20 protein-coding genes are annotated in these 24,333 nt (G+C 40.4%); 11 read left to right on the top strand and 9 right to left on the bottom strand.

The features are described 5' to 3' along the window. Nucleotides 1–38 precede the first annotated feature (38 nt). The 9 genes from I2I33_RS00275 to I2I33_RS00235 all read right to left on the bottom strand — a co-directional run bounded on the left by I2I33_RS00275 (nt 39) and on the right by I2I33_RS00235 (nt 9,984). Nucleotides 39–1,277 (bottom strand): DcaP family trimeric outer membrane transporter, encoded by a 1,239-nt coding sequence (locus I2I33_RS00275; RefSeq protein ID WP_195666706.1) that lies wholly within the window; start codon nt 1,275–1,277, stop codon nt 39–41. A gap of 160 nt (nt 1,278–1,437) precedes the next feature. Beyond that, nucleotides 1,438–2,994 carry a glycine--tRNA ligase gene (locus I2I33_RS00270; RefSeq protein WP_087421337.1) on the bottom strand — a complete coding sequence of 519 codons (1,557 nt, stop codon included), beginning with the start codon at nt 2,992–2,994 and terminating at the stop codon, nt 1,438–1,440. A gap of 72 nt (nt 2,995–3,066) precedes the next feature. Further along, nucleotides 3,067–4,761, bottom strand: a complete 1,695-nt coding sequence (locus I2I33_RS00265; protein WP_087421338.1) for a Na/Pi cotransporter family protein — start codon at nt 4,759–4,761, stop codon at nt 3,067–3,069. 106 nt (nt 4,762–4,867) lie between these two features. Next, nucleotides 4,868–6,502: a chaperonin GroEL gene (gene groL / locus I2I33_RS00260; protein WP_087421339.1), complete on the bottom strand. Its 1,635-nt coding sequence runs from the start codon at nt 6,500–6,502 to the stop codon at nt 4,868–4,870. 134 nt (nt 6,503–6,636) lie between these two features. Next, entirely contained in the window at nt 6,637–6,906 is a 270-nt protein-coding gene (gene groES, locus I2I33_RS00255) for a co-chaperone GroES (RefSeq protein ID WP_027201973.1), read from the bottom strand. A 147-nt stretch (nt 6,907–7,053) separates the two neighbouring features. Further along, nucleotides 7,054–7,431, bottom strand: coding sequence for a preprotein translocase subunit SecG (secG, locus tag I2I33_RS00250; RefSeq protein ID WP_087421340.1), 378 nt, complete (start codon nt 7,429–7,431; stop codon nt 7,054–7,056). Nucleotides 7,432–7,433: 2 nt separating this feature from the next. Next, nucleotides 7,434–8,144 carry a hypothetical protein gene (locus tag I2I33_RS00245; protein ID WP_087421341.1) on the bottom strand — a complete coding sequence of 237 codons (711 nt, stop codon included), beginning with the start codon at nt 8,142–8,144 and terminating at the stop codon, nt 7,434–7,436. A 3-nt stretch (nt 8,145–8,147) separates the two neighbouring features. Continuing rightward, the gene (locus tag I2I33_RS00240) at nt 8,148–8,666 is read right to left on the bottom strand and encodes an LptE family protein (protein ID WP_087421342.1); all 519 of its coding nucleotides are present in this window, start codon (nt 8,664–8,666) and stop codon (nt 8,148–8,150) included. 85 nt (nt 8,667–8,751) lie between these two features. Then, on the bottom strand, nt 8,752–9,984 hold the full coding sequence (locus I2I33_RS00235) for a sigma-54 interaction domain-containing protein (protein WP_087421343.1): 1,233 nt from the start codon (nt 9,982–9,984) through the stop codon (nt 8,752–8,754). 424 nt (nt 9,985–10,408) lie between these two features. Here I2I33_RS00235 and I2I33_RS00230 point away from each other — a divergent pair, with 424 nt between their 5' ends. The 11 genes from I2I33_RS00230 to I2I33_RS00180 all read left to right on the top strand — a co-directional run bounded on the left by I2I33_RS00230 (nt 10,409) and on the right by I2I33_RS00180 (nt 24,256). Further along, entirely contained in the window at nt 10,409–10,960 is a 552-nt protein-coding gene (locus tag I2I33_RS00230) for an RNA polymerase sigma-70 factor (protein WP_087421344.1), read from the top strand. Nucleotides 10,961–11,236: 276 nt separating this feature from the next. Beyond that, nucleotides 11,237–12,394, top strand: a complete 1,158-nt coding sequence (locus tag I2I33_RS00225; protein WP_162613795.1) for a FecR family protein — start codon at nt 11,237–11,239, stop codon at nt 12,392–12,394. Between the two features lie 476 nt (nt 12,395–12,870). Beyond that, the gene (locus I2I33_RS00220; protein ID WP_195666705.1) at nt 12,871–16,152 is read left to right on the top strand and encodes a SusC/RagA family TonB-linked outer membrane protein; all 3,282 of its coding nucleotides are present in this window, start codon (nt 12,871–12,873) and stop codon (nt 16,150–16,152) included. 17 nt (nt 16,153–16,169) lie between these two features. Next, nucleotides 16,170–17,594 (top strand): RagB/SusD family nutrient uptake outer membrane protein, encoded by a 1,425-nt coding sequence (locus tag I2I33_RS00215; protein WP_087421862.1) that lies wholly within the window; start codon nt 16,170–16,172, stop codon nt 17,592–17,594. Between the two features lie 13 nt (nt 17,595–17,607). After that, nucleotides 17,608–18,123: a DUF4843 domain-containing protein gene (locus I2I33_RS00210; RefSeq protein ID WP_087421346.1), complete on the top strand. Its 516-nt coding sequence runs from the start codon at nt 17,608–17,610 to the stop codon at nt 18,121–18,123. A gap of 19 nt (nt 18,124–18,142) precedes the next feature. Beyond that, entirely contained in the window at nt 18,143–19,240 is a 1,098-nt protein-coding gene (locus I2I33_RS00205; RefSeq protein WP_087421347.1) for a thioredoxin family protein, read from the top strand. Between the two features lie 100 nt (nt 19,241–19,340). Further along, nucleotides 19,341–20,426 (top strand): thioredoxin family protein, encoded by a 1,086-nt coding sequence (locus tag I2I33_RS00200; RefSeq protein WP_087421863.1) that lies wholly within the window; start codon nt 19,341–19,343, stop codon nt 20,424–20,426. Between the two features lie 5 nt (nt 20,427–20,431). Continuing rightward, a complete protein-coding gene (locus I2I33_RS00195) occupies nt 20,432–20,956 on the top strand; it encodes a TlpA family protein disulfide reductase (RefSeq protein WP_087421864.1) in 525 nt (174 codons plus the stop codon). Nucleotides 20,957–20,982: 26 nt separating this feature from the next. Then, the gene (locus tag I2I33_RS00190) at nt 20,983–22,320 is read left to right on the top strand and encodes a TlpA family protein disulfide reductase (RefSeq protein WP_087421348.1); all 1,338 of its coding nucleotides are present in this window, start codon (nt 20,983–20,985) and stop codon (nt 22,318–22,320) included. Nucleotides 22,321–22,456: 136 nt separating this feature from the next. Then, a complete protein-coding gene (locus tag I2I33_RS00185; protein WP_087421349.1) occupies nt 22,457–23,035 on the top strand; it encodes an RNA polymerase sigma factor in 579 nt (192 codons plus the stop codon). Between the two features lie 57 nt (nt 23,036–23,092). After that, the gene (locus I2I33_RS00180; RefSeq protein WP_087421350.1) at nt 23,093–24,256 is read left to right on the top strand and encodes a FecR family protein; all 1,164 of its coding nucleotides are present in this window, start codon (nt 23,093–23,095) and stop codon (nt 24,254–24,256) included. Nucleotides 24,257–24,333: the final 77 nt, after the last annotated feature.

Here is a 24,333-nt window from a genome sequence, read left to right as displayed (position 1 = left end):
TCCCGATTAAAATATATTCATACTTCTTGATACTGATTTTAGAACCGGTACTGTATCATCGTGTTGATACGACTGGCGTTACCGTAATCTTTGTTGAAGTCATTCCGACGACCGAACACGTACTCTATGGCGCAGGAACCGTATTCACTGAAATCCCAGAACAGGTTGGCGGCGGCGTATTGTGCGTATTTGTATGATGTTGCGGGCATCCCGTAACGATCAAGGGCTCGGGCATAGCTATACATGATATTTGATGTCAGAACTTTACTCCAGTTATGAGAGAATCCGATATAACCACCCCATGCATTGAAAGCTTTCAATTTCCCTTCTGCTGTGGCGCTGGGTACGAGGTCAAGGCCCGAACCGGAAATGTCCTGTATGTAGTTGGAGATTCCTTTCCCGTACACTCCCTGAAAACAAAGGGATGTATTTTCGGCAAATTGCCAGATACCGCTCAATGAGGCTCCCCAACCGGTAACGATCCGGTCTTTATCCTCAACTTCATCTTTGTAATACATATTTCTCAACACGGCTCCTGCTTGCAGGTGACTTCCGTTTTTGAAACTGTATTTCACGTTAATCGGGATGTCTGGGATCCGTTGGTTGATGTACTTGGTAAATTCTCCTTCCGTGTAGGATGGCTCCACGTACTCCAATGCCAAGGATGCTTCCAGCTTGTCTGCAAAATTATACGTGTAGCGAATCTGTGGCTGGCGTAATGCCACTTCGCTGGAAGGGCCTTCCTCGTCCACCGTGGCCGGTCCTGCGGCAATGTCACAGAATGTACTCCATGTTTTACCGATCGTGAATCCTTTAAACTTGATAAAAGCTTGTCTTAGAATTGGGGTACTCTGGTTCCCCTCGAATTCCATTTCCATGTAGGTGACCAATCTGCCGACATCCGTGTCTCCGACTAATTTGAAGAATAGGCGGGATTGCCCGACAGAAATACCATATCTACCCCCGGATTGTTCTCCTTTGAGAGCGATGGCGTTTGTGGTAAAATAATTGTCATTGGGAACTCCGTTAAAATCGTAAATCCCCTGTACTTGCACAAATCCCCCCACACCAAAAACGAAGTTTTTATTCTTGTTGAAAAACACGAATCTTGGAGATGCCGGGTCATTGAATGATAGCGGGAAAGCCTCTTTCATCATTTTGTAGAAGTTGTCCGCGTCATTTTTTTCCGAAACGGAAGTCACGTTGACTTGCGCTCGTATCCCCGTGTAGAATCCACAAGAGATGGCTATCAACAATAGCAATGTCAATTTTTTCATAGCGTTACAAATTAATTGGTTAATTTAGTAACACTATATACGGGGATGGAAAAGTAAAAGTTAAGAAGATAGTGAATTTTATGATTTTAGATTGAGGGATTTCCGATTCCGCAATTTATGATTCTTTTAAATTGCGGAATCGGACCCAATCACTCAATCATTATATCTTGACTTCTTTCAGAATTTCACGGAGGTCCGTCTTTTTTCTCAAGATGTCATGTAATTGGTCTATGGCCACGCGTTCCTGTTTCATCGTATCCCGGTAACGGATGGTTACGGCGTTATCTTCCAGCGTCTGGTGGTCGATGGTAATACAAAACGGGGTTCCGATGGCATCTTGGCGGCGATAGCGTTTGCCGATAGAGTCTTTTTCATCGTACTGGCATCTGAAGTCCAGTCTCAATAATTTCATGATTTCTTCTGCTTTCTCGGGTAGCCCGTCTTTCTTCACGAGTGGCATCACGGCCAGCTTGATTGGGGCTAGGGCAGGAGGTAATTTCAATACAACCCGTGAATCCTTCGATCCGTCTTCTTTTTCGATCTCTTCTTCCGTGTAAGCGGCAGAAAGAATTTGTAGGAACATCCGATCCACACCGATTGATGTTTCGATCACGTAAGGTACGTATGATTCGTTTAACTCGGGATCGAAGTATTGTATTTTCTTCCCGGAGAACTCTTGGTGACGTTTCAGGTCAAAGTCCGTGCGGGAATGGATTCCTTCCACCTCTTTAAAGCCGAATGGGAAACGGAATTCTATGTCTGTGGCTGCATTTGCGTAATGCGCCAGTTTCTCGTGATCGTGGAACCGGTATTTCTCCGGTCCGAATCCCAGCGCTTGATGCCAGCTCATACGAGTCTCTTTCCATTTCTTGAACCAGTCGAGTTCACTACCGGGACGTACGAAAAATTGCATTTCCATTTGCTCGAATTCACGCATACGGAAGATGAATTGACGTGCCACGATCTCGTTACGGAAAGCTTTACCGATCTGGGCGATCCCGAAAGGAATTTTCATACGTCCGGACTTTTGGACGTTTAGGAAGTTCACGAAAATACCTTGTGCCGTTTCGGGACGCAGGTATATCTTACTGGCACCTTCGGCCGTGGACCCCATTTCAGTGGAGAACATCAAGTTAAATTGGCGTACTTCCGTCCAGTTGCTGGTTCCGGAAATCGGGCAAACAATCTTGTTGTCAACGATAATCTGGCGAAGTTCAACCAAGTCATTATCATTTAAAGCCTTTGCCATTCTGGCAGTAAGTTCTTCCTTTTTCCGAATATTTTCCAGTACTTGCGGGTTTGTCTGGCGATATAATGCTTCATCAAACTTTTCCCCGAATCTCTTTTTTGCCTTGGCAACATCTTTTTCGATTTTGTCGTCATATTTGGCAATATGATCCTCGATCAGTACGTCTGCCCGGTATCTCTTTTTTGAATCTTTATTATCAATCAACGGGTCGTTGAAAGCATCCACGTGTCCGGAGGCTTTCCAGATAGTCGGGTGCATGAAAATGGCGGAATCCAATCCTACCACATTCTCGTGTAGCAGCACCATAGAGTCCCACCAGTACTTTTTGATATTATTTTTCAGTTCAACCCCGTATTGTCCGTAATCGTACACTGCTGCCAGCCCGTCATATATCTCTGATGACTGGAACACGTACCCGTATTCTTTACAGTGTGCTACCAGCTTTTTAAAAATATCTTCTTGTGCCATGTTATATTTATAAGTTAAAAACTAAAAGTTAAAAGCTAAAGACTAAAAACTGAATATCTCATTTTCAATTCATTAATTGTCACTCCCGATTTCCTTGATTGCCTCGGTCACGTTAATTGCGTAATCCCCGATCTTCTCGCATTCGAAGAAAATGTCACTGTATATAATACCCGTGGCATAATCATATTTCTTTTCCTCGATTGCAGTCAAGTGTTCCTGTTGCAGGATCGTTCGGTAATCATTGATCGTTTGCTCTACTTCGTAAGCTTTCTTTGCCTTCACTTCCTTGTATTCAATCGTGAGGTTTGCACACATAACCACGAGTGCCTCGTCCACGATAGCCATCATGTGTTGTAACTTCTCGTCGATAAATTCGGGGAATTCCACGTTTTGTTCATTCCGACGTCCAACAGCTTTGGCAACGTTCAATGACGAGTCGGCGATACTTTCGATTTCCGATACGATCTTGAACATAGCTCTGACCCGTTGCGAGTTCTCCGTGGATAATTTGGATTCCGATACTTTCGTTAGGTAGTCTGCAATTTCTACTTCCACCACGTCACTTTCGTCTTCCAGTTTGTCGATTTTATTGAATTTCTTTTCGAATTCTTTCGTGGGAGTGTGCAGACATTCTACTACTTGGCGATACATATCCAATGTGTTCTTCGCGTAGTGAGAAATCTCCTGTTTTGCTTGGAACAAGGATGCATCCGGGGTAGATAATAACCCGATTTTGATATGTTTCAACGTGAAGGCATCGTCTGCCGATTCTTTGGATTTGATAATATGGGTAACGAGTTTTGCAATGACCTTGGTAAACCAGATCAAAATAAGCACGTTGGCCACGTTAAAGCAAGTGTGGAACAACGATAGCGCTACCGGAACCGAACCCACGCTTGTGAACGGATCTCCAATTCCCAAGTAAATACTCAATTGTGCCACCCAGCCTAAAAAGAACGGGAATATGGCTAAAACCCATGCAACCCCGAAGAGGTTGAACAGGAAATGAGCAAAAGCGGCTCTTTTGGCAGTTGTGTTGGCAACCATGGCGGCGAGGTTCGCCGTGATCGTGGTTCCGATGTTTTCTCCTAAAACCATGGAAGCTGCGATGTCGAACCCGATCCAGCCGTTTGCACACATGACCAGAGTCAGTGCCATCGTGGCAGATGATGATTGTATCAGTATGGTCAGTGCTGTTCCGATAAGCATGAACAGGATATAAGAACCATACCCTAAATCCGTGTAATTATGTAGGAAATTCAGAATCTCGGGGTTTTCATGAATATTCGGCATGTTTTCCTGCAGGAAGTTCAGACCGATAAATAGAAGTCCGAAACCGATAATCAATTCCCCCCAACTCTTGCGCATCCGTTTTGCCGAGAAAAGTAGCGGTAAGCTCAACCCGATCAGGGGAAGAGAAAGACTGACCATACTGATCTTGAACCCTAGGATGGAGATTAACCATGCCGTGAATGTGGTTCCCACGTTGGCACCCATGATGACCCCGATAGAACCGATAAGGTCAAGTAAGCCGGCATTAACGAAACTGACAACCATTACGGTGGTGGCTGAAGAACTCTGGATGATGGTCGTGATTAACAAACCTGTAATCACCCCTTTCACGCGATTGGATGTCATTGCGGCGAGGATGGTTCTCATTTTGTTACCCGCTACCTTTTGCAAGGCCTCACTCATCATCTTCATACCGAAGAGGAACACACCCAATGATCCGATCAACTGCAAGAAATCGAGAATCGTGTAATTCATAAAATCGTATTAAGTGTAATAAATTGAATTTGCGGGTGTAAAGGTATATAAAGTAAACAAAAAAAGCCCCCGAAAAGGGGCTTTTTTTATCTAAATTCCTCGATGATTACATCATTCCCGGCATTCCTCCACCCATCGGCGGCATTGCGGGAGCAGGATTTTCTTGTTTTTCCTCTACCAAAACACATTCGGTGGTCAAGAACATTCCGGCGATAGAAGCGGCGTTCTCCAAGGCAACTCTCGCTACTTTCTTCGGGTCAATAACTCCGGTCTTCATCAAGTTTTCGTAAACACCTGTACGGGCGTTGTAACCGAAATCTTTCTTGCCTTCTTTTACCTTGTTCACTACCACGGCTCCTTCAACTCCGGCGTTAGCGGCAATCTGACGAAGCGGTTCTTCGATAGCACGTTTGATAATCTCGATACCGGTGGTTTCGTCTTCGTTCTCGCCTTTCATTTTTTCAAGACTTTCGATAGCACGGATGTAAGCCACACCACCTCCGGGAACGATACCTTCCTCGATTGCGGCACGCGTTGCGCTCAAGGCATCATCGATGCGGTCTTTCTTCTCCTTCATCTCGATTTCAGAAGCGGCACCCACGTAAAGTACGGCAACTCCTCCAGCTAATTTAGCCAGTCTTTCCTGTAATTTTTCTTTATCGTAGTCAGAAGTAGAATGTTCGATCAATTTCTTGATTTGATTCACACGTTCTGCAATAGCCTCTTTTGAACCGCAACCGTTCACGATCGTGGTGTTCTCTTTGTCGATCGTGATTTTGTCAGCGCATCCTAACATATCGATCGTGGCCGTTTCCAATTTCAAGCCTTTCTCTTCAGAGATCACGACACCACCTGTCAATATGGCAATGTCTTCCAGCATTTCTTTTCTACGATCTCCGAATCCGGGAGCTTTCACAGCAGCAATTTTCAAAGAACCTCTCAAACGGTTTACAACTAAAGTTGCCAATGCCTCGCTTTCAACATCTTCTGCGATGATTACTAAAGCACGCCCAGCTTGAGCAACCGGTTCCAGCAACGGAAGAAGTTCCTTCATCGTGGAAACTTTCTTGTCATAAAGCAGGATATAAGGTTTCTCGAATTCTGCGTTCATTTTCTCCGTGTCAGTTACGAAATAGGGAGAAATGTAACCGCGGTCGAATTGCATACCTTCAACCACTTTTACTTCGGTTTCAGTACCTTTGGCTTCCTCCACCGTGATCACGCCTTCTTTGGTCACTTTCTCCATGGCCTCAGCGATCAATGCTCCGATATTGTCATCACCGTTGGCAGAGATACGGGCAACTTGACGAATTTTGTCATAGTTTTCACCAACAGCTTCTTTTTGTTTCTCCAAATTCTTCACTACTTCAGCAACAGCTTTGTCGATACCTCTCTTCAAATCCATCGGGTTCGCTCCGGCAGTCACGTTTTTCAAGCCCACGTTGATGATAGATTGAGCCAAGATCGTTGCGGTTGTAGTTCCATCTCCGGCATCATCACCTGTTTTGGATGCCACTTCTTTTACCATTTGTGCTCCGATGTTTGCATACGGATCAGAAAGTTCGATCTCTTTTGCCACGGAAACACCATCTTTGGTAATATGCGGGGCACCGAATTTTTTCTCGATTACCACGTTACGTCCTTTGGGGCCAAGCGTTACTTTCACTGCATTAGCCAATTCGTCAACACCCTTTTTCAATAAATCGCGGGCTTCAACATTAAATTTTATCTCTTTTGCCATAACCGTTTCTAATTTTAGATTTTAAATCTTACAAATTTCGTGATTTATGATTTCCGATTAAGTGATTCATTTTCATGTTTTTTAATCCTTTCTTTAATCACTAAATCATCAATCGTCAATCACTGAATCAATTATTAAAGAACCACCAGAATGTCTGATTGATTCATCACCAGATACTTTTTGTCGTCGATATTGACTTCTGTGCCTGAATATTTACCGAATAAAACGGCATCTCCCACTTTGATTTCCATCGGCTCGTCGTGTTTGCCTTTTCCGGTTGCTACCACGATTCCTTTTTGTGGTTTTTCTTTTGCTGAATCAGGGATGATGATACCTGATGCGGTTTTAGTTTCTGCCTCTACCGGCTCTACAATGATTTTGTTAAGAACTGTCTTAAGTGCCATAATTCTTAATATTTAAAAGTTTATTATTAATTAATTCTTTCTTTTTAATTGAAAATTACGTTTGGAGAAGAGCATAATTCGTGCCAAACAAAAAAATGTCAGTATGACTGACATACTGACATTTTCTCGTGTCGATTCCGTGAATCGTTATTCTTGTTCTTGTGAAGTCGTGTTATTCTCTTCACCCGTTGTAGTGGTCGTGTTGTTATTGTTCATCGTTCCGAAATCAGGGATTGCCTGTGTTCCCGGAGCGGCAGTATTAATTTGCTCTTGAATAGCAGATTTTTTCCCGGCTTGTTCACCTCTGGGGAGTACCATCGCGGATACAATACATAAAACAAGCATCGCCCCAGCTAATGTCCATGTCGCTTTTTCCAAGAAATCGGTTGTCTTTCTTACACCCATGATTTGGTTTGAAGAAGCAAAGGAAGAAGATAAACCACCGCCTTTTGAGTTTTGCACCAATACGATTAATATAAGTAGAGCGCAAACAATAAAGATCAAAATAGAAACAGCTATGTACATAATTAGTTCTTATTATTATTAATTTTCTCTTTTATTTTTTCAATCTGAACCGCGAAGTAAACACTTTTTTCCGGATATTTCAAACTTAATTTTAGATAAGTTGCAATGGCCTTGTCATATAGTTGCTGGCGGACGTATATTTTTGCCAGGGTTTCCGAGAAAAATTCGGGTTTCTCTCCCGTGACAGGTTCCGTGACGACTGGCATACCCGGGTTTTCCTCCGTGATCTTGGGCATGGAGGGCTCTTCTTGGATAAATTTATCAATAAGGGAATCTTTTCGTTCCTCTTTTTGTTTTTTACGTGACAACCATTCATTCGCGATGGCATCTATCGGTAGGAATTCCTCCTCCGGGAACTCGTTTTCAAGTTGGTAAAACGTGGTTGCGGGAACGACTTTCTTCTCCTCTTCCTTGTCTTCCAGCAACTCGATTGCAACAGGTTCCGGCTTGAACACCGGATTCCCGATCTCGTTCCAATCCGATAATAAATTGTTCAGGAAACGATAAAACTGTTTGTGATTGGGAATGTAAATCGTATTATGCTTTAATTTCTCGGGATAGGCCGAGTGACCCGAATCGTGTAACATTTTCAAGTACACGGTTCGTGCCGTGGCGAAATAAGGGAATTGTTCTATGAGAAACTCCATACTCCGGATGTCCTCACCCTCTTTTCGTCCCGAACGTATAATATCAATTAATTCTTCCGATTTCAACGTTTACCAGTTTGTTAAGGCCTTATTATAAATATCTTCGATAATCTTCTCCGTGATTTTCTTGATCAAGTCGGGTTCGATGGACTCGTAATTCTCGTCAATCCCGTAATCTTCATAATGCGAGAATGACGTGTCGAAATCCGATTTCCCCGATTCGTCTTTCGTGTTTGTGTATTTCACCCGGATCGTGATTGTCAACCGGTTCTTGGCGGCGATTTCATCGGCGGTGATGTCTACTGGGGTTTGTGTGAATCCGGTGATTTGTCCCTCGAAACGAATATCCCCGTCATTATCTGTCAATTCGGTCAGGTTCGTCCGCGAGCGTAAATAGCTTTTCAGCGCTTCCGTGAAATCCGCTCCCAGGTTCGGGGCAAAAGCGGTTTTATTCGAGAAATAGTCTACCGAAAATGTTTTCTCTCCATGTTGTAACGACACGCCCGAAAACGAGTACTTGACGGATGTTAATTTACACCCGTTAAAGGCAAAAGCCAGCAATAATATAGGTATAATTTTCTTGATCATGTATATTTTATCTTGATATGCACGCGATGCTATTTGTACCAGACAAAGATAATTTTAATTTGCAGAAATTCGTCTCTTCGTGTTTTCAAATTTCAATATCGTATTCTTTTAATTTCCGGTATAGAGTTCTTTCTGATATTCCAAGATCCTGTGCGGCCAGTTTTCGTTTGCCGTGGTTTTTTTCCAAGGCTTTCACGATCATTTCTTTTTCTTTCTCTTCCAGTGAGAGGGATTCTTCCACGACAGCTTCTGTATCCTCGATATGATTGTTCTTCTCCACGGAGATCGTCTTTTGCGGGGCTTGTCCAAGAAATTCCGATTGCGGAGTTTCATACAAGTTCCGGAGAACGATGGAGGTGGAAGGTTCCGATTCGGGTTTTATCGTGTGTTCTTTTTGCATGATGTCGTACACGAGGTGTTTCAAATCGTTCATGTCCTTTTTCATGTCAAAAAGTATTTTGTACAGGATTTCCCGTTCCGTGGCGAAACTATGATCGCTTTCCGGGTTAGATGTTAATGCCGGGAGCGTATTATTTTGTGCCGGGAGATACTCTTTTAATCTCAAGGCATCGACCGTCCTTTCCTGTTCGAGAATGGAAATTTGTTCCGTGATGTTTTTCAATTCCCGTACGTTTCCCGGCCACCGGTAGTTTTCGAGTATTTGCACGGCGTCCTCGGTCAGTCGGATGGGAGGCATACGGTATTTTTCGGCGAAGTCAGCCGCGAATTTTCGAAACAGGAGGGATATATCTTCTTTCCGGTCCCGTAGTGCGGGGATCGAGATCGGGATCGTGTTGATCCGGTAGTAAAGGTCTTCTCTGAACTTCCCGTTCTTGACAGCCGCTGGTAGGTCCACGTTCGTGGCGGCAATTACTCGCACGTTCGTTTTTTGCACTTTCGACGATCCGACCCGGATAAACTCTCCGGCCTCAAGTACGCGTAACAATTTCGCCTGCGTGGACAAAGGTAATTCTCCCACTTCATCCAGAAAAATCGTTCCCCCGTCACTGACCTCGAAGTAACCTTTCCTGTCGGAAAGCGCCCCCGTGAATGAACCTTTCTCGTGGCCGAATAATTCGGAATCAATAGTTCCTTCCGGAATCCCCCCGCAGTTAACCGCAATGTACTGTGCATGTTTACGGGTGCTGAAACTGTGGATAATCCGGGGGAAAATCTCTTTCCCCACGCCACTCTCCCCCGTGATAAGCACGGTAAAATCCGTGGGTGCCACTTGTATAGCTTTTTCTATTGCCCGGTTTAGCTTGATGTCGTTCCCGATAATTTCGAAACGTTGTTTAATCGTTCTGATGTCCTCCATGTGATTTACAATTTATGAATTCTTTATCCTTGATGTCTGGCATGGAACGTAAAAAAGAATCCAATCCTCAATACTCATCTGCAAATTTAGCAGTTTTAGCTGACAAAATAGCATAACCGTGAAAATAAAATTGTAAAGAATTCCCGTGGAAATGGCGAGAAATTTATCTTTAAAAGCGTTTGGGTTTGTGGTTCGGTGTGTTTTATAAAGGTCTTGTCAAGAGTGGAGAATTTGAATATTAGGTATTTATATTATTAAATAAATTCTCTATATTTGCGCAATAATTGAACGATTATTGATTTTTTATATTACAAATCCACGCCACATCGTTTTTGTGTTATAAATCAACGCTTTACACTTTTTTGTCAGGTATCCAAAATAGATATTCACATCCATCTTTCCAGTGTCATAAAACGTTCGTTTTATGATAGAAGGGACTTCTATAAATATAAATAGTTTAATAGGGGGTGATGAAAAGGCCTTTCAAGCTTTTTTTGTAGATTATTATCCTGTATTAGTCTCTTTTGCAATGAAGTATCTCGAAAATCAAGAAACGGCAGAAGATATAGTACAGGATGTATTTGTGAAAATATGGGAGACTCGGGAGAAATTAGGTGGGATTGATAATTTGTCAGCTTATCTATATCAAATGGTTCGTTTCAAAAGCTTTAATTATTTACGTGCGGAGAAAATTCGCCAAGATGCTACGAAATTTTTTACAGAAGAATTGGAAGTAACCGAAATAAATGAGTATATAAGAAATGAAACATTCCGTATCATTATGCATGCATTAGAAGATTTACCTTTCGGTAGTCGGAATGTGTTTTCTCGAGCAATACAAGGTTACTCTGCCAAGGAGATTGCCGATGAATTGGGAATAGCCGTGGAAACCGTGAAAAAGCAAAAACAAGTGGCCCGAAGAATTTTGAAAGAAAAATTGGGGAATCTGTTCTCTCTTTTTTTTCTCGTGGGATGAATTAAGGGAGAGTATCCTTTCCTTGTCTCTTGTCTATCTTTTCCTTTGTTTACGAACATGCCATAGACATACCATGAACATAGCATATACATAAGTTGAGTGTACATGCTATGTTTGTGTTGTGTCGGAATTGTTATTGTACTCAGGCGTAGGGATAGAGAAAAGAGAGGGGAATATGGAAGGAAAGTTGGAGGGGAAGGTAATTTATTTCGAATGGTAATACCTCCTTTTTGATTTTGAAGTGTCATGTCAATATAAACAAGAAATATGAAAAGTATGAAAACATATACAGAGATCCCGTCTCTCTTGTCAAAAGCTTTTTTGGGTACACTTTCTGAAGAGGAAGAACGTGCTTTGCAGCAATGGCGAGATGAAAGTCCGGAGAACGAGCAGTTGTATGAAAGCGAGATGAACACTGAGTATATAGTTCAAAAGAGTCATGAAGTGGCACGTGTTAATATTGTGAATGGTTACATGAATGTACTTCTGAAACGGAAACGTAATGTCAGAGTACGGAGAGTTCGTCGAATCGTAAGCATTGCGGCAGGAGTTGTTCTTCCATTATTGGCGGTAGTTTTGTGGTATGGAACAAGAGAGAGGATAGAGGATGTATCGGAACAGGTTGCAAGTGTCATCCGGCATGGAGGGGTGAAAGCGGAGTTGGTGTTGGCGGACGGAACAACTCGAATTTTGGGTTCGGAAGTGACCGATTCGTTGCTCGTCCAGCAAGGGGCAAATATTGTCGTGCAAAATCAAGGGGTGAGTTACTGTGTGGATTCTTCCGTTGTCGAAGAACGTTACAATACGTTACGGGTTCCTCGTGGGGGAGAATATTCAATTACGTTGAGTGATGGAACCATTGTGTATTTGAATTCGGAGTCAGAACTTCGGTATCCTGTAAACTTCGTGGGTAGAGACCGTCGGGTTTATTTGTCCGGGGAAGCTTATTTTGATGTGGTCCAAGATGAGGCCCATCCTTTTATCGTGGATATGGGAAATTCAAGCGTGAGGGTGTTGGGGACGAGTTTTGATGTACGAGCTTATGCAGATGAGGACGAAGTTTTGACGACGTTGGTACAGGGATCTGTCAAATTTTCTGCTGGGAAGGAATTTGTCACGCTGGAACCGGGTAAACAAGCGGTGTTGGGTAAGTCGGGGAGTATTGAAACTAGAGAGGTAGATACTTATTTGTACACGGCTTGGAAAGAGGGTGTTTTTGCTTTTAAACGACAGCGGTTGGAAGAGATTATGAAAGTGGTTGCCCGTTGGTATGATGTCAATATATTTTGGGAGAATGTTTCCCAAAAGGAGGTGACATTCACTGGAAAAATGAAACGGTATGATGATTTTTCCAAAGTGGTGGAAGTACTTGAGATGACGGGTAACACGGAATTTGTAATTAAAGAAAACAACATCTTCATTCGAGAAAAATAATTCGGGAATATAAAAGTTTATCCATGAATATTGCAGAATACTTTGTAATATCCCTTTAAAGACTGTTTTGAAGGTGATATGAATAGATGCTGGGAAAGTATAAGGGTATAGCGTGGGAATGAGATAAATCGTGTGTGTGTCGTCTGTGAATCGGCTTTGTCTCGTTTTTGATTAATGATTTTGGAATAATAACTGTTTATTTGGGGTAGAAAAGTTACTTGTTAATTTAATAATGATTTTTTCGAAAAAAAATTGAATTTGATATACCTCCTTTTTCTTTTTGAAGTGTCATCATGATGTAAGGCGATAAAAAGAGGCTTACGAGAGAGAAATAAAAAAGACAGGATATTGGCCGTATCCCGTCTTTTGAACTCCGGAAAACCGGAATTGTTTCATTAAATATTGACAAATGTATGAAAAAAAAATGGATGCATGATCTTTCTTGGCGAGAAAGGTTGTGGAAAACGTGCTTAATTATGAAATTTTTGGTATTTCTTTTATTCGTGTCTACGTTGCAGTTATCGGCAGACGTGTATAGTCAAGAGGCAAGGGTTTCCCTTCATTTGGAGAATGCTTCATTTGAAGAGGTGGTAAAAGTTTTGGAAAAGACGACTGATTACACGTTCTTATTTCGTGATAATCAGGTTGCTGGTATTCGAAGTTTGAATCTAGCATATACGGATGTTGATATTAAAGTTGTGTTAGATGCGTGTTTAAAAGGTACTAGACTCACTTATAGATTAGTTGATAATACAATTGTTATTCAGCATATTGCGGTGGCGAGTGCCGATACGCTTTCTAAATTTACGGTGAAAGGAATTGTGAAGGATAAGAAGGGAGAATTACTTCCTGGGGTGACTATTCGAGTAAAAGGAACAACTTTAGGATTTGTAACTAATGTAAAAGGGGAATTTGATATTGATTTACCTAAACGGGATAATTTGATGTTGATTTTTTCTTTCGTAGGGTATAAACGACAAGAGGTTCCGGTGAAAAATGATAACAAGTCTCTCACGATCGTGTTGGAGGAAGACTTACAGACGGTAGACGAGGTGGTGGTGACAGGTATTTTTAATAAACCGAAAGAGAGTTTCACGGGAGCGGTAACTGCTGTTTCAAAAGAAGAAATAAAAGCAAAATATTCTCGTAATCTTTTGCAGACATTGTCAAATATCGATCCTAGTTTTCGAATTATTCAAAATAATGATGCTGGCTCTGACCCGAATCATTTACCTGAAATTCAGTTGCGCGGGGCTTCAACTTTATCAAGTGTGGAAGATTTGCAGAATGCTAATCGGGCTACATTGAATTACCCGTTGTTTATAATGGATGGTTTTGAGGTCGATTTGGAACGCGTGATGGACTTGAACGAGAATGAAGTAGAAAATATCACGATTTTGAAGGATGCAAGTGCAACATCTTTATATGGATCTCGGGGTGCTAATGGTGTGGTGGTGATTACGACAACTCGTCCAGCAGCTGGTAAATTGCGAATTTCTTATAATGGGCAAGTAAAAATAGAGAGTCCGGATTTGAGTTCTTATAATTTAGCAACGGCTGCAGAAAAACTGGAATTTGAACATAAGAATGGGGTATGGGATTTATATGAAGATACCTATCAAGAATTAAAAAATGCTGTTGACAAAGGGGAAAATTATGATTGGATGTCGGTACCAGTTCGTACGGGAATAGGGCAAACACATCGTTTGAATTTTATGGGTGGTTCGGATGATTGGCGTTTTCGTTTTGATTTGTCATACGATTCAACCGTGGGGGTTATGAAAGGATCTGACCGTAATAATGTCAATGGAACATTAGAGGTGGATTATATGACAGAAAAATGGATGGTGATGCAATCGTTTGCTCTTGGAGTGAATACATCTAAAAATAGTGTTTATGGTAGTTTTTCAGATTACGTACAAATGAATCGGTATTGGAATCCTTACGATGAAAATGGTGATCCTGTAACTTATTATTATCATCCGTTAAATCAAAATCCTATAGATAACCCCTTGTATAATTGGAGGGTTGGGTGTTGGAATGATTCTAAATATACTTCTTTACGAAGTAACACTTCAATTCGCTACACGATTTGGCCGGGTTTTCAGGTGGTTGGTTCTGTGGAATTAAGTAGAAAAATTTCTCGTAAAGATAGTTTTACACCTCCTTCGCATAAATGGTATGCAGATAAAGAATTGAAACAGAAAGGACGTTACGATCGAACAGATAAGACTGCGGATGTTTGGCAAACAGCTTTGACTGTGAATTATACAAACACTTTCAACGAAAAACACATGTTGACCGTAAATCTGAATGGAGAGATGCAGGAGGATTTAGAGGATGAAGTAAGATGGGCTGCCACGGGATTTCTTACGGATAAAATAGATAATATCGGAATGTCTTTAGGGTATCCGGATGCTTGGGGTACAAGCGGTGAAGAGACTACCACGCGTAGAATATCTTTACGCGGTTCCGTGAATTATTATTATGATATGCGTTATTTTTTAGATATTTCGTATAGTACGGATGGCTCTTCATCTTTTGGGTCGGAAAGTCGTTGGGGATCTTTTTGGTCATTCGGGGGAGGATGGAACATATATAATGAACGTTTTATCAAGGAAAACGTGGGGTGGATCAGTGACTTGAGAGTACGTTACTCTTATGGTGTGTCTGGAAACATGGGATTTAGTCCGGCAGATGCTATGACTGTATACAGGCAAAATGTGAACGAAACTTATTTATCCGGTGTGGGGGTTGAGATGGAACGGTTTGCTAATCCATATTTGCAATGGCAAAATACATATCAGCACAATGTCGGTTTTGATATGGGTTTCTTTAGTAATCGTATTGCATTCCAGTTTAATTATTATAATAAGTTGACGGATAACGCTGTGCAAGATATATTCTTACCAATTTCTCATGGATTTGAGAATTTTAAAGGGAATATCGGGAAGATACGGAATGAAGGATACGAGTTTAATGTTACGTTTTATCCTATTCGTAATACCGTGAAAAATATAAACTGGAGTATTACGGGGCGATTTAATCGCCAAGTAAACACTATTGTTCAATTATCAGAAGGTTTTAAAGAGAAGGTTAAATATAGTTCAAAAACCATGAGTGGAGGAAGTGAGTATTATCGTTATATTGAAGGACATTCTATGGATGCCATTTACGGATTACGCTCCATTGGAGTCGATCCGTCAACAGGTTATCGAATGTTTTTGGATAAGAATAATAATATAACCTTCAGGCAAAGTTCAGAGGATCTTGTTTGGTTGGGTGACCGTCAACCTAAACTTAATGGGAATATTAGTACTTCATTTTCTTATAAAGGACTCTCGCTTAATGTTGGGTTTGGCGTGAAGTGGGGAGGGTATCAAGTTAATTTTACGGAATTGACTAAGGGAGAAAACTTGAGTTTGTTGTATAATGTGGATAAGCGTGCATTGTCTCAAGGTTGGGAAAAACCAGGGGATATGTCACGATATAAACTTTATCAAGTTACATCAGATGCTGCGAGACAGTATACATATCCAAATAGTATGTTTGTACATAAGGATAACGTGTTTAGTTGTACAAATATAAATGTTTCTTATCTGATACCTCGGAAATGGTGTCAAAAGTTGGGAATGGAATCCTTGTCGATAAGTGCCTATTTAAGTGATATATTTTATTTATCGACAATCAAGCGGGAGAGGGGAACAGATTACCCATTTTCAATTAACCCAAATTTTTCAATTTCTTGTTCATTCTAATGCATAAAATTAAAGAGATGAGAAAAAATATATATAGTTTGAGTATAGCATTATTGTTAGGATGTAGTGCTTGCAATGATTGGTTGACGGTACAACCGGCGACGTCAATACTGGCAGAGGACTTGTATACTACAAATGACGGGATAAAGCAAGCGCTAAATGGGACATATCTAAATATGCGGGGAGTATTATATAATCCGGCTGGTTATATGGGAGGAGGAGGCATGGCTGAATCGTTAGCATGTTCATGGACTGTAAGTGAAGGTAATCGAGAGTATGATTTAAGTAATCATGATTACGATTCTGATTTGGTGGAAAGTTCTTTAAGTAGTTCTTTCCAAGGATTCTATAAGATAATAGTTACCATGAATGATTTGATTCAGGGGGTAGAATTGAATAAAGGAAAAATTTCAGATGACGTTTATAATATTGGGGTGGGGGAAGCTCATGCTCTCCGTGCGTTGGCTCATTTTGATTTAATTCGTTTGTGGGGACCCGTTCCTTCAAAGGTTGATGTTAACAGAACTTATTTGCCTTATGTTACCGTAAATTCTGCTAATAGGTATGAGTATGTTACGTATGAAAAATATATGACATTGTTATTCGAGGACTTGAAACGGGCTGAGGAGTTATTAGGAAAATCGGATGTGGTGTTGAAAATGTCTTTTGAAGATACAGAAACGACTAGTAGTGTGTGGCCTTATCGAAAAAGCCGGATGAATTATTATGGTGTGTTAGGATTACTGGCAAGGGTTCATTTATGGTGCGGGAATATTGAAGAAGCATTGAGGTATGCTCGACTAGTGAAAGATGCGACAAACCCGGATGGTTCTAAAAAGTTTCGTTTAACAAATGAGGTTGATGATTTTCCGGATAATTCGTGGGTGGATGGAACTTGTTACAGTGAACATATTTGTGGAACTAAATGTGATACTTATGATTATGGTAAAGGTGGTTGGCAGTCAGGACGGGCGATGATTGTAAATGTCAATCCGACTTTTGTACAGACTTTATTTGATGGAAATACGTCTGATTTCCGTTATAAAAAGTTGTGGACTTATGAGAGAACTGGATTAATGATTTATGGATATGTTTTAAGAAAATACAGATGTTTTTATACTGGGACAAAAGCTGCACAAAATTTTCCAATTATTCGTTTGTCAGAAATGTATTTGATGATTATGGAGAAGGCTCCTTTGACGGAAGCGAATGAAGTTTATAAAGAATTTTGTACAGCTCGTGGTCTTGAATATGTACCTTTAACAGAAATAGATCGTCAGGGGCGAGTGTATAAAGAATGGATTCGAGAGTTAATAGGAGAGGGGCAGAATTTCTTTACATATAAACGGTTAAATGTAAGAAATATGATTTTTGGAATAAGTGAGTGTAGCGAGGAGCAATATATATTGCCTATTCCGGAAAAAGAATATTTAGGTGAATAAAAAATTAGAAGTTATGAAAAGGTTATTTATTATTGTATTCCTATTTTGTTTAGGAGTAGCTTCTTGTCATTATGAGAAACCGGAGTTTTATGAGGAAGGTGATTATATCCAATTTTATTATAGTAATTTGATAAATAAAGATACTAACGATCGAAAAACTGCTCCGTTGAATTATCCTTATGTGAATTCAAATCGCTTGCGGGATACGGCTTGGTTTAGATTACAAGCGGTTGGGATGCCGGCCAAAAAAGATCGGATAGTACGTTTTGAACCATACATTAATAAGGCGGATAGTAATTATATTACTGCAGTTCCGGGGGTGAATTATGTCGCTTTTGATGATCCGGAAATTCAAAGACATATGATTATTCCTGCGGATTCTGTTTATATGAATATACCTGTGGTGATTCTGTATGATGCGGAAACTAAAGGAAGTGTTGCGTTGAATTTTCAATTAGTGCCAACTAATGATTTTGAATTAGGAGAGTTGACTTTGAGAAAAGGACGTTATTCATATTCTAATTATTAAAAGGTTAATAAGAAACGCAATGAAGAAAATAATATTATTGTTAAGTTGCATATTTGTGATGACATCCATGTTTGCGCAGACGAGTTTTCAAGAGCTTACGCTTGAAAAAGCATTAGAGCAGGCCAAAGTGGAAAATAAGTATGTGTTTGTAGATTGTTATACTTCTTGGTGTGGGCCGTGTAAGATGATGGCAGAGAAGATTTTACCATTGAAAGAAGTTGGAGAATACATGAACGGGAAATTTGTTTGTGTAAAGTTCGATATGGAGAAAGGAGAAGGACGGGCGATCCAGCAAAAATACAGAGTATCAGCTTATCCAACTTTTTTAATTTTAGATACAGATGGGAATTTGGTACATGCAGTGGTTGGGGGTATGGCAACAGGAGACGAATTCTTGGCAAAAGTTAAAATCGCTTTTGATGAAAATTCAGCCGGGAAGTTAGGTGTGGAGTACGAAAATGGGAATCGGAATATGGATTTCCTGATGAGGTATATCAAAGCACTCGTGCAGTCTTGTGATTTAGAGAAAGCACGGAAAATCGCTCAAGATGTGTTAGTTGCGCTGGATGAAGAGGAAAAATGTTCTGAGCCGTATTGGTTTATCTATGAAAATTTGGATTTGTCCCCGGTTGGTTCCGGTAATATGATGTATTTGTTGAAACACGTGGAGCAGTTCAGAAAAGGCGTGGGGGTAGAGAAAGTAGATTCTGTTTTGGGAAATTTGTTTGCCATCCAGTTGGAAGATATTCTTCGGGGACGGAATAAAAATGCAACTCTGGCAGATGTGGAAGCCGCAGGAAAGTTGCTAGATACTTATAAATTGACAGGGCAACAGTATTTGTATGACTATATAGCTTTGATTAAGGCAATAAAGGAGGAAAATACTGATGAGACTCTTCGATTGTGCAAGGATATATTCCCAAAAATGCCAGATGAAAAAATTGCTTATTTATATTTTAGTCCTCTCACGATGTTGCAATACAAGTGGAATAATAAACAAAAAAAAGAATTGGTTGCTTTTACAAAACAATTAATAGATCAGGTCGAGATGTCGCAATTGAAACATTCTCTGAAAAATTTTGCTGATTTTGGAATACCTCATTTAGGAGAAAATTAAGAATTGGTGCGTGCTTTATACTTTTCTTCCCTAGACATAGGGAAGAAAAGTTTTTATAATGATGTTAGCGTATTTAGTATTACTTATAGAGTGTGTTTTTATGAAAGGGTTCGTATTGTTATTGGGGTGTATATTTGGGTTTATGTATGTTTCTGCCCAGACTATTTTTCGTGACTTGACGTTTGAAGAGGCTTTAAATCAAGCAGGTGTTGAAGGTAAATGTGTTTTGGTGGATTGCTATACTTCATGGTGTGGACCATGTAAAATGATGGCGGAAAAGATATTGCCATTACAAGAAGTAGGGGAATATATAAACGGGAAGTTTATATGTGTGAAATTTGATATGGAAAAAAGTGAAGGCCTTAATATTCAACAGCGATACAAGGTATCCTCTTATCCGACTTTTTTGATACTAACGTCAGATGGAGGGGTAAAGGCTAGGATTGTAGGAGCGGCTTTGGATGGGAAGGAATTTATTAAGAAAATAGATGCAAGCTTTACCGATAATTCTGTAGTAAATTTTGAAGGAGAATATTTGGCGGGGAATCGTAAAATGGATTTTTTGTTGAAGTATATCAAGGTGTTAATGGATTCTGGGAATGCGGGAAAAGCAAGGGATATAGCATTGGACGTAATGACATCTTTGGAAGATTGGCAGAAGTGTATGGAACCGTACTGGTTTATTTATGAAGATTATCAATTATCGCCTGTAGGCTCCGGGAATTTGACTTATTTCTTGAAACATGTGGAGCAATTCCGTCAAGGAGTTGGTGTTGAGAAGGTAGATAAAAAACTTGGATCGTTGTTTGCTCTTCCACTGGAAAGTATCCTGCGGGGGGCGAATAAGAATATAACATTGAAAGAGGTGGATAAGCTGAAATCTACTTTGGATACCTATAATCTAACAGGGCAGGATTACTTGTATGGCTATGTCGATTTGATCAAGGGGATAATGACGGGAGATACAGGGATGGCGCTAAAAGCCTATAAGAGGGCATTCCCGTTTGTGCCGGATGAAAAGATCGCATCTTTGTATTTTATGCCAATCATGTATTTCAAGGAAAAGTGGACCGGGGAGCAGAAGAAGGAATTGATTGTTTTAACAGATCAGTTGATTCAACAGGTGAAAATGTGGGAATTGAAGGCCTCTTTGAGTGAGATGAAAGCAGATGTATTGATGAAATGATGGTTATGAATAAGTGGTCGTTCATATTTTTAATGTTATACTCGTTAGCAGGATGGAGCCAGATTCGGGTAGAATCTGTGCCGGTTCATGATACCTGTGAGTTAAAGGTGGGAGATTTGGTTCCTGAATTTGTATTTCAGGATACAGCAAAGAAAAAGGTGTCGTTGAAACAGTTCGAGGGAAAGTACGTGGTAATAGATGTGTGGGCATCTTGGTGTTATCCCTGCAAGCAAGAGTATCTGGCTTTGCGAGGGTGTGTTGAGCGGTATAAGGATAAAAAGATTGTTTTCGTGAGTCTTTCTTGTGACACGGAGGAGCAACGTTGGCGGAATGAATTGTGGTGGGGGAAAATGAATGGGAACCAGTGGTGGATTGCCGGAGACGAATCTTCTATGATCGCTTTTCGGGTAAAGGCGATTCCCCGTTTGATTTTGTTGGATAAGAAGGGACGAGTGATGAACCTGAAACTACCTAAACCTTCAAGTTCAGAGTTCGAGAAAATCTTAAAGGAATTGAAGGGAATTGTTTAAAAATAGGATGTCTTAATTGGGTTATTATGAAGAATATTTTAATAGTGTTCGTTTGTATCGTGATGCTGGGAGCTTGTAATAAGAAAGAGAAGACAACTTTTGAATTCTTATACCCCGTGAGTGAGACGAGAAAAGTAGACTTGGAGTTTAGAGATGAACGGATAACATTGAAGTTCGTGTCTGGAGATTCTTTGCAAAAAGCATCAATTTCACTTGTATTGTCAGGAGGGGAATATGCCCGTTTATGGGTAGGGGAGTTTCCGTATATAGTTTGGTTGAAAGCAGGGAAACCTTGGGTTGCAAGGTTTCAAGGAAATCAATGGCGTTTTGAGGGAAAGGGGGCAGATGTGAATAGTTATTTGAACAAACGGAATGGCGAGCAGATTTATTTCATAGATTACTATCGGATAGCGAACCGGGAATTTAGGAAGAAGTTGGATCGGGTGATAAATAAACAAAAAGAAGATTTGTATGCGGCTAACTTGGACCCTGAATTTGTCAAACAGGAAATAAAGCGTCTTCGTTACGAGAGGAATCGCCATTTAGCATCTGGTGTCGTTTCCGGAAATGTGAAGGACGGGAAAATGGATGTGCTGGATGATTCTTATGGCGAGTTGCAGAAGGTTATAATAGAGGATTCTGCCTCATGGGAAATTCCCGGGTACAGAGAATCTATCGACATGATAGTGCATGCTTTAGCCAAGCTGGAAGAATCTCCAGATAAGTTTCATGATGTGTTACTGAATGTATTGAACAGAACCGTTTCGACTTATACGGATAGGAGGTTGGTGGAATATATTGTTAACAAGAATGTTATGTCATATGTGAAGGGGCTTGGAACGGAGAATATTGAAGAGATAGATCCTATTTTCAGGGAATGGGTGCATCAGCCCAATCTTGTTGCTGCTTACGATGAGTTATGTAATACAAATAAAAAGTTGAGTAAGGGGCAACCGGGGATTCCGTTTACTTTTCGAGATGTAAAAGGGGATGAAGTGAGTTTATCTGATTTTAAAGGAAAATATGTGTATATTGATATATGGGCTACGTGGTGTGGACCGTGTAATGCGGAAATTCCTCATTTGAAAAAATTGGAAAAACAGTTTGAGGGGCGGAATATTTGTTTTGTGAGTATATCCAGCGATCGGAGCCGGGAGGTTTGGGAAAAGTTTGTAAAAAATAGAAAATTGGGAGGTATTCAGTTACATATGGGAAATGATCGGAAATTCATGAAGGAGATTTGTTGTTATGGAATACCCCACTTTTTGTTGATAGATCGGGATGGTAATTTTATAAATGCTAATATGTTGCGTCCGTCTGATCCCAAAACAAGAGAGATTTTAAAAGGATTAGAGGGTATTTAAGAATATTTGAGAGAATTTGAACACGAGTTTCTTGAAAATGGGGTAACCTTTTTCAAGAAACTCGTGTTTATTTATAGATTATTGTATATTTGCAGGAGGTGAATTGGAGTAATATTTAGTAGAGAGGCATATAAATATGGATGGTAATTCGGAACAATTAATTACAGAACTACGGGAAGGGAGAGAAAAGGCTTTTACCCAAGTGTTTCGTATGTATTATGGCCCTCTGTTAAATTATGCGGGACGAATCCTGAAAGATGTGGAGTTGGCAAATGATGTAGTGCAAGAATGTTTTTGTAGGTTATACGAACGTCGCAAGGAGATAAAAAGAGGATTTCAAGTGCGACCTTATCTTTATAGATCCGTGTATAATAGTTGTATTGATGCTATCAAGCATCAAAAAGTGGAGAATAACTATATTAATCAAGAACTGTTAGATTTTTATTTTTCGAAAGTCGTGGAGACTCCCGAGGCAGAGCAAGCTTTGCTGGATGAGGATTTGAAGGGAGCGATACAGGATGCTATAAATAAGTTGCCGGAACGATGCCGGGAGATATTCGTGTTGAGCAAAGTGGATGGACTTTCCAATAAACAAATTTCCGAACAATTAAATATATCCATGAAAACTGTTGAAGCACAAATGACTACAGCTTTTGTCCGTTTACGGAAAGAGTTGGGATGGTTGTTGTGCTTTATTTTTATTCAAAATTTTTGAAAAATCTCTAGGGGTAAATTTGTCTTTAGTCGTTATAAGGATATAACGGATAAAGATATGATGCAAAAATCTGATAAAGACGAATTGATTTTAAAAGTTTTGGACGGGATAGCAACACCGGACGAAATTCAGGCTTTAGCTCGATGGATGGAAACGGATCCGTCGAACGAGGTTTATTTTAATCAATTGAAGAAAGCTTGGAATTTGACGAGTGGGCCCGTCCCTTCCGAAGAGAGAGTGGAACATGAGTTAAAAAGTTACATGAAATATATTCGTTCCAAGCGCGGGAAATTCCGTGTTTGGCAGGTTTTGAAATATGCTGCGGTTATCGTCGTGCCGTTATTGTTAGGTATTTACTGGTTGCAACAGGAGCATATGGAAGAACAATCCCAGATGACCATGCATAAAACGGGAATTGTTCCGGGAGGATACAAAGCGACTTTGATTACGGCCCAAGGAAAGGCAATTACCTTGTTACCTTCTGCAGAGGAGGATATTCGCGTACAAGAAAATTTTGTTGTGAAAAATGGACAGAAAGGTATTGTTTATCAAGATACGAAAAAAGAAACGACTACATTGCAGTATAATACGTTGAAGACTCCCCGAGGCGGGGAGTACACGATAACTTTATCGGACGGGACGCGGGTGTACCTGAATGCCGCCTCTAAATTGAAGTACCCGGTGCAGTTTGATAGTAAGAGACGTGAAGTATATTTGTCGGGGGAGGCTTATTTCGAGGTGACGAAAGATATGAACAGGCCTTTCTACGTGGTAACGGATGCCGTTCGGGTAAAAGTGTACGGGACCGAGTTTAACGTGAACACGAATGGAATAGGGGGAACTCAAACAACCTTGGTGTCGGGTAAGGTCGGGATTTGGGGAAGGGGTTCGGTGCAAGAGTATATTATGAAACCTTTTCAATTAGCCGAATTTGGAGATAACGGTGAATTCAAAGGGATTCGGGACGTGGACGTGAAGACTTATACGGCTTGGAAAGAGGGTTTTTTTGTATTTGAAGATGAGGGTTTGGAAGGTATCTTGAATCGTTTATCCCGTTGGTATGATGTGGATATATTTTATAGTAATGAAAGGGTAAAGACGTATCATTTCACTGGACATATGGAAAAGTATGAGAATATAGAGACTATTTTGAATGCGATTAGTAAAATGGTGGGTGTACATTTTACGATTAAAGAGAAAACAATAATTGTAACAGAATAAAAAACGGAGGATGGTGGTACATCCCCCGTTGTAACCGTAAGCGACAGGAGTCCTAGGAAAACATACTGTCGCTAATA

It is taken from the genome of Butyricimonas sp. BSD2780061689_150309_C8 (assembly GCF_015560935.1).
GTDB classification, from domain to species: domain Bacteria; phylum Bacteroidota; class Bacteroidia; order Bacteroidales; family Marinifilaceae; genus Butyricimonas; species Butyricimonas paravirosa.
The sequence above is the reverse complement of the archived record's forward strand: the minus strand, read 5'-3'. Positions and strand labels throughout refer to the sequence as shown.

Coding starts and splice junctions, on each gene's coding strand:
- I2I33_RS00275 (WP_195666706.1), bottom strand. CDS start 1,277: ATGAAAAAATTGACATTGCTATTGTTGATAGCCATCTCTTGTGGATTC.
- I2I33_RS00270 (WP_087421337.1), bottom strand. CDS start 2,994: ATGGCACAAGAAGATATTTTTAAAAAGCTGGTAGCACACTGTAAAGAA.
- I2I33_RS00265 (WP_087421338.1), bottom strand. CDS start 4,761: ATGAATTACACGATTCTCGATTTCTTGCAGTTGATCGGATCATTGGGT.
- groL (WP_087421339.1), bottom strand. CDS start 6,502: ATGGCAAAAGAGATAAAATTTAATGTTGAAGCCCGCGATTTATTGAAA.
- groES (WP_027201973.1), bottom strand. CDS start 6,906: ATGGCACTTAAGACAGTTCTTAACAAAATCATTGTAGAGCCGGTAGAG.
- secG (WP_087421340.1), bottom strand. CDS start 7,431: ATGTACATAGCTGTTTCTATTTTGATCTTTATTGTTTGCGCTCTACTT.
- I2I33_RS00240 (WP_087421342.1), bottom strand. CDS start 8,666: ATGATCAAGAAAATTATACCTATATTATTGCTGGCTTTTGCCTTTAAC.
- I2I33_RS00235 (WP_087421343.1), bottom strand. CDS start 9,984: ATGGAGGACATCAGAACGATTAAACAACGTTTCGAAATTATCGGGAAC.
- I2I33_RS00230 (WP_087421344.1), top strand. CDS start 10,409: ATGATAGAAGGGACTTCTATAAATATAAATAGTTTAATAGGGGGTGAT.
- I2I33_RS00225 (WP_162613795.1), top strand. CDS start 11,237: ATGAAAACATATACAGAGATCCCGTCTCTCTTGTCAAAAGCTTTTTTG.
- I2I33_RS00220 (WP_195666705.1), top strand. CDS start 12,871: ATGAAATTTTTGGTATTTCTTTTATTCGTGTCTACGTTGCAGTTATCG.
- I2I33_RS00215 (WP_087421862.1), top strand. CDS start 16,170: ATGAGAAAAAATATATATAGTTTGAGTATAGCATTATTGTTAGGATGT.
- I2I33_RS00210 (WP_087421346.1), top strand. CDS start 17,608: ATGAAAAGGTTATTTATTATTGTATTCCTATTTTGTTTAGGAGTAGCT.
- I2I33_RS00205 (WP_087421347.1), top strand. CDS start 18,143: ATGAAGAAAATAATATTATTGTTAAGTTGCATATTTGTGATGACATCC.
- I2I33_RS00200 (WP_087421863.1), top strand. CDS start 19,341: ATGAAAGGGTTCGTATTGTTATTGGGGTGTATATTTGGGTTTATGTAT.
- I2I33_RS00195 (WP_087421864.1), top strand. CDS start 20,432: ATGAATAAGTGGTCGTTCATATTTTTAATGTTATACTCGTTAGCAGGA.
- I2I33_RS00190 (WP_087421348.1), top strand. CDS start 20,983: ATGAAGAATATTTTAATAGTGTTCGTTTGTATCGTGATGCTGGGAGCT.
- I2I33_RS00185 (WP_087421349.1), top strand. CDS start 22,457: ATGGATGGTAATTCGGAACAATTAATTACAGAACTACGGGAAGGGAGA.
- I2I33_RS00180 (WP_087421350.1), top strand. CDS start 23,093: ATGATGCAAAAATCTGATAAAGACGAATTGATTTTAAAAGTTTTGGAC.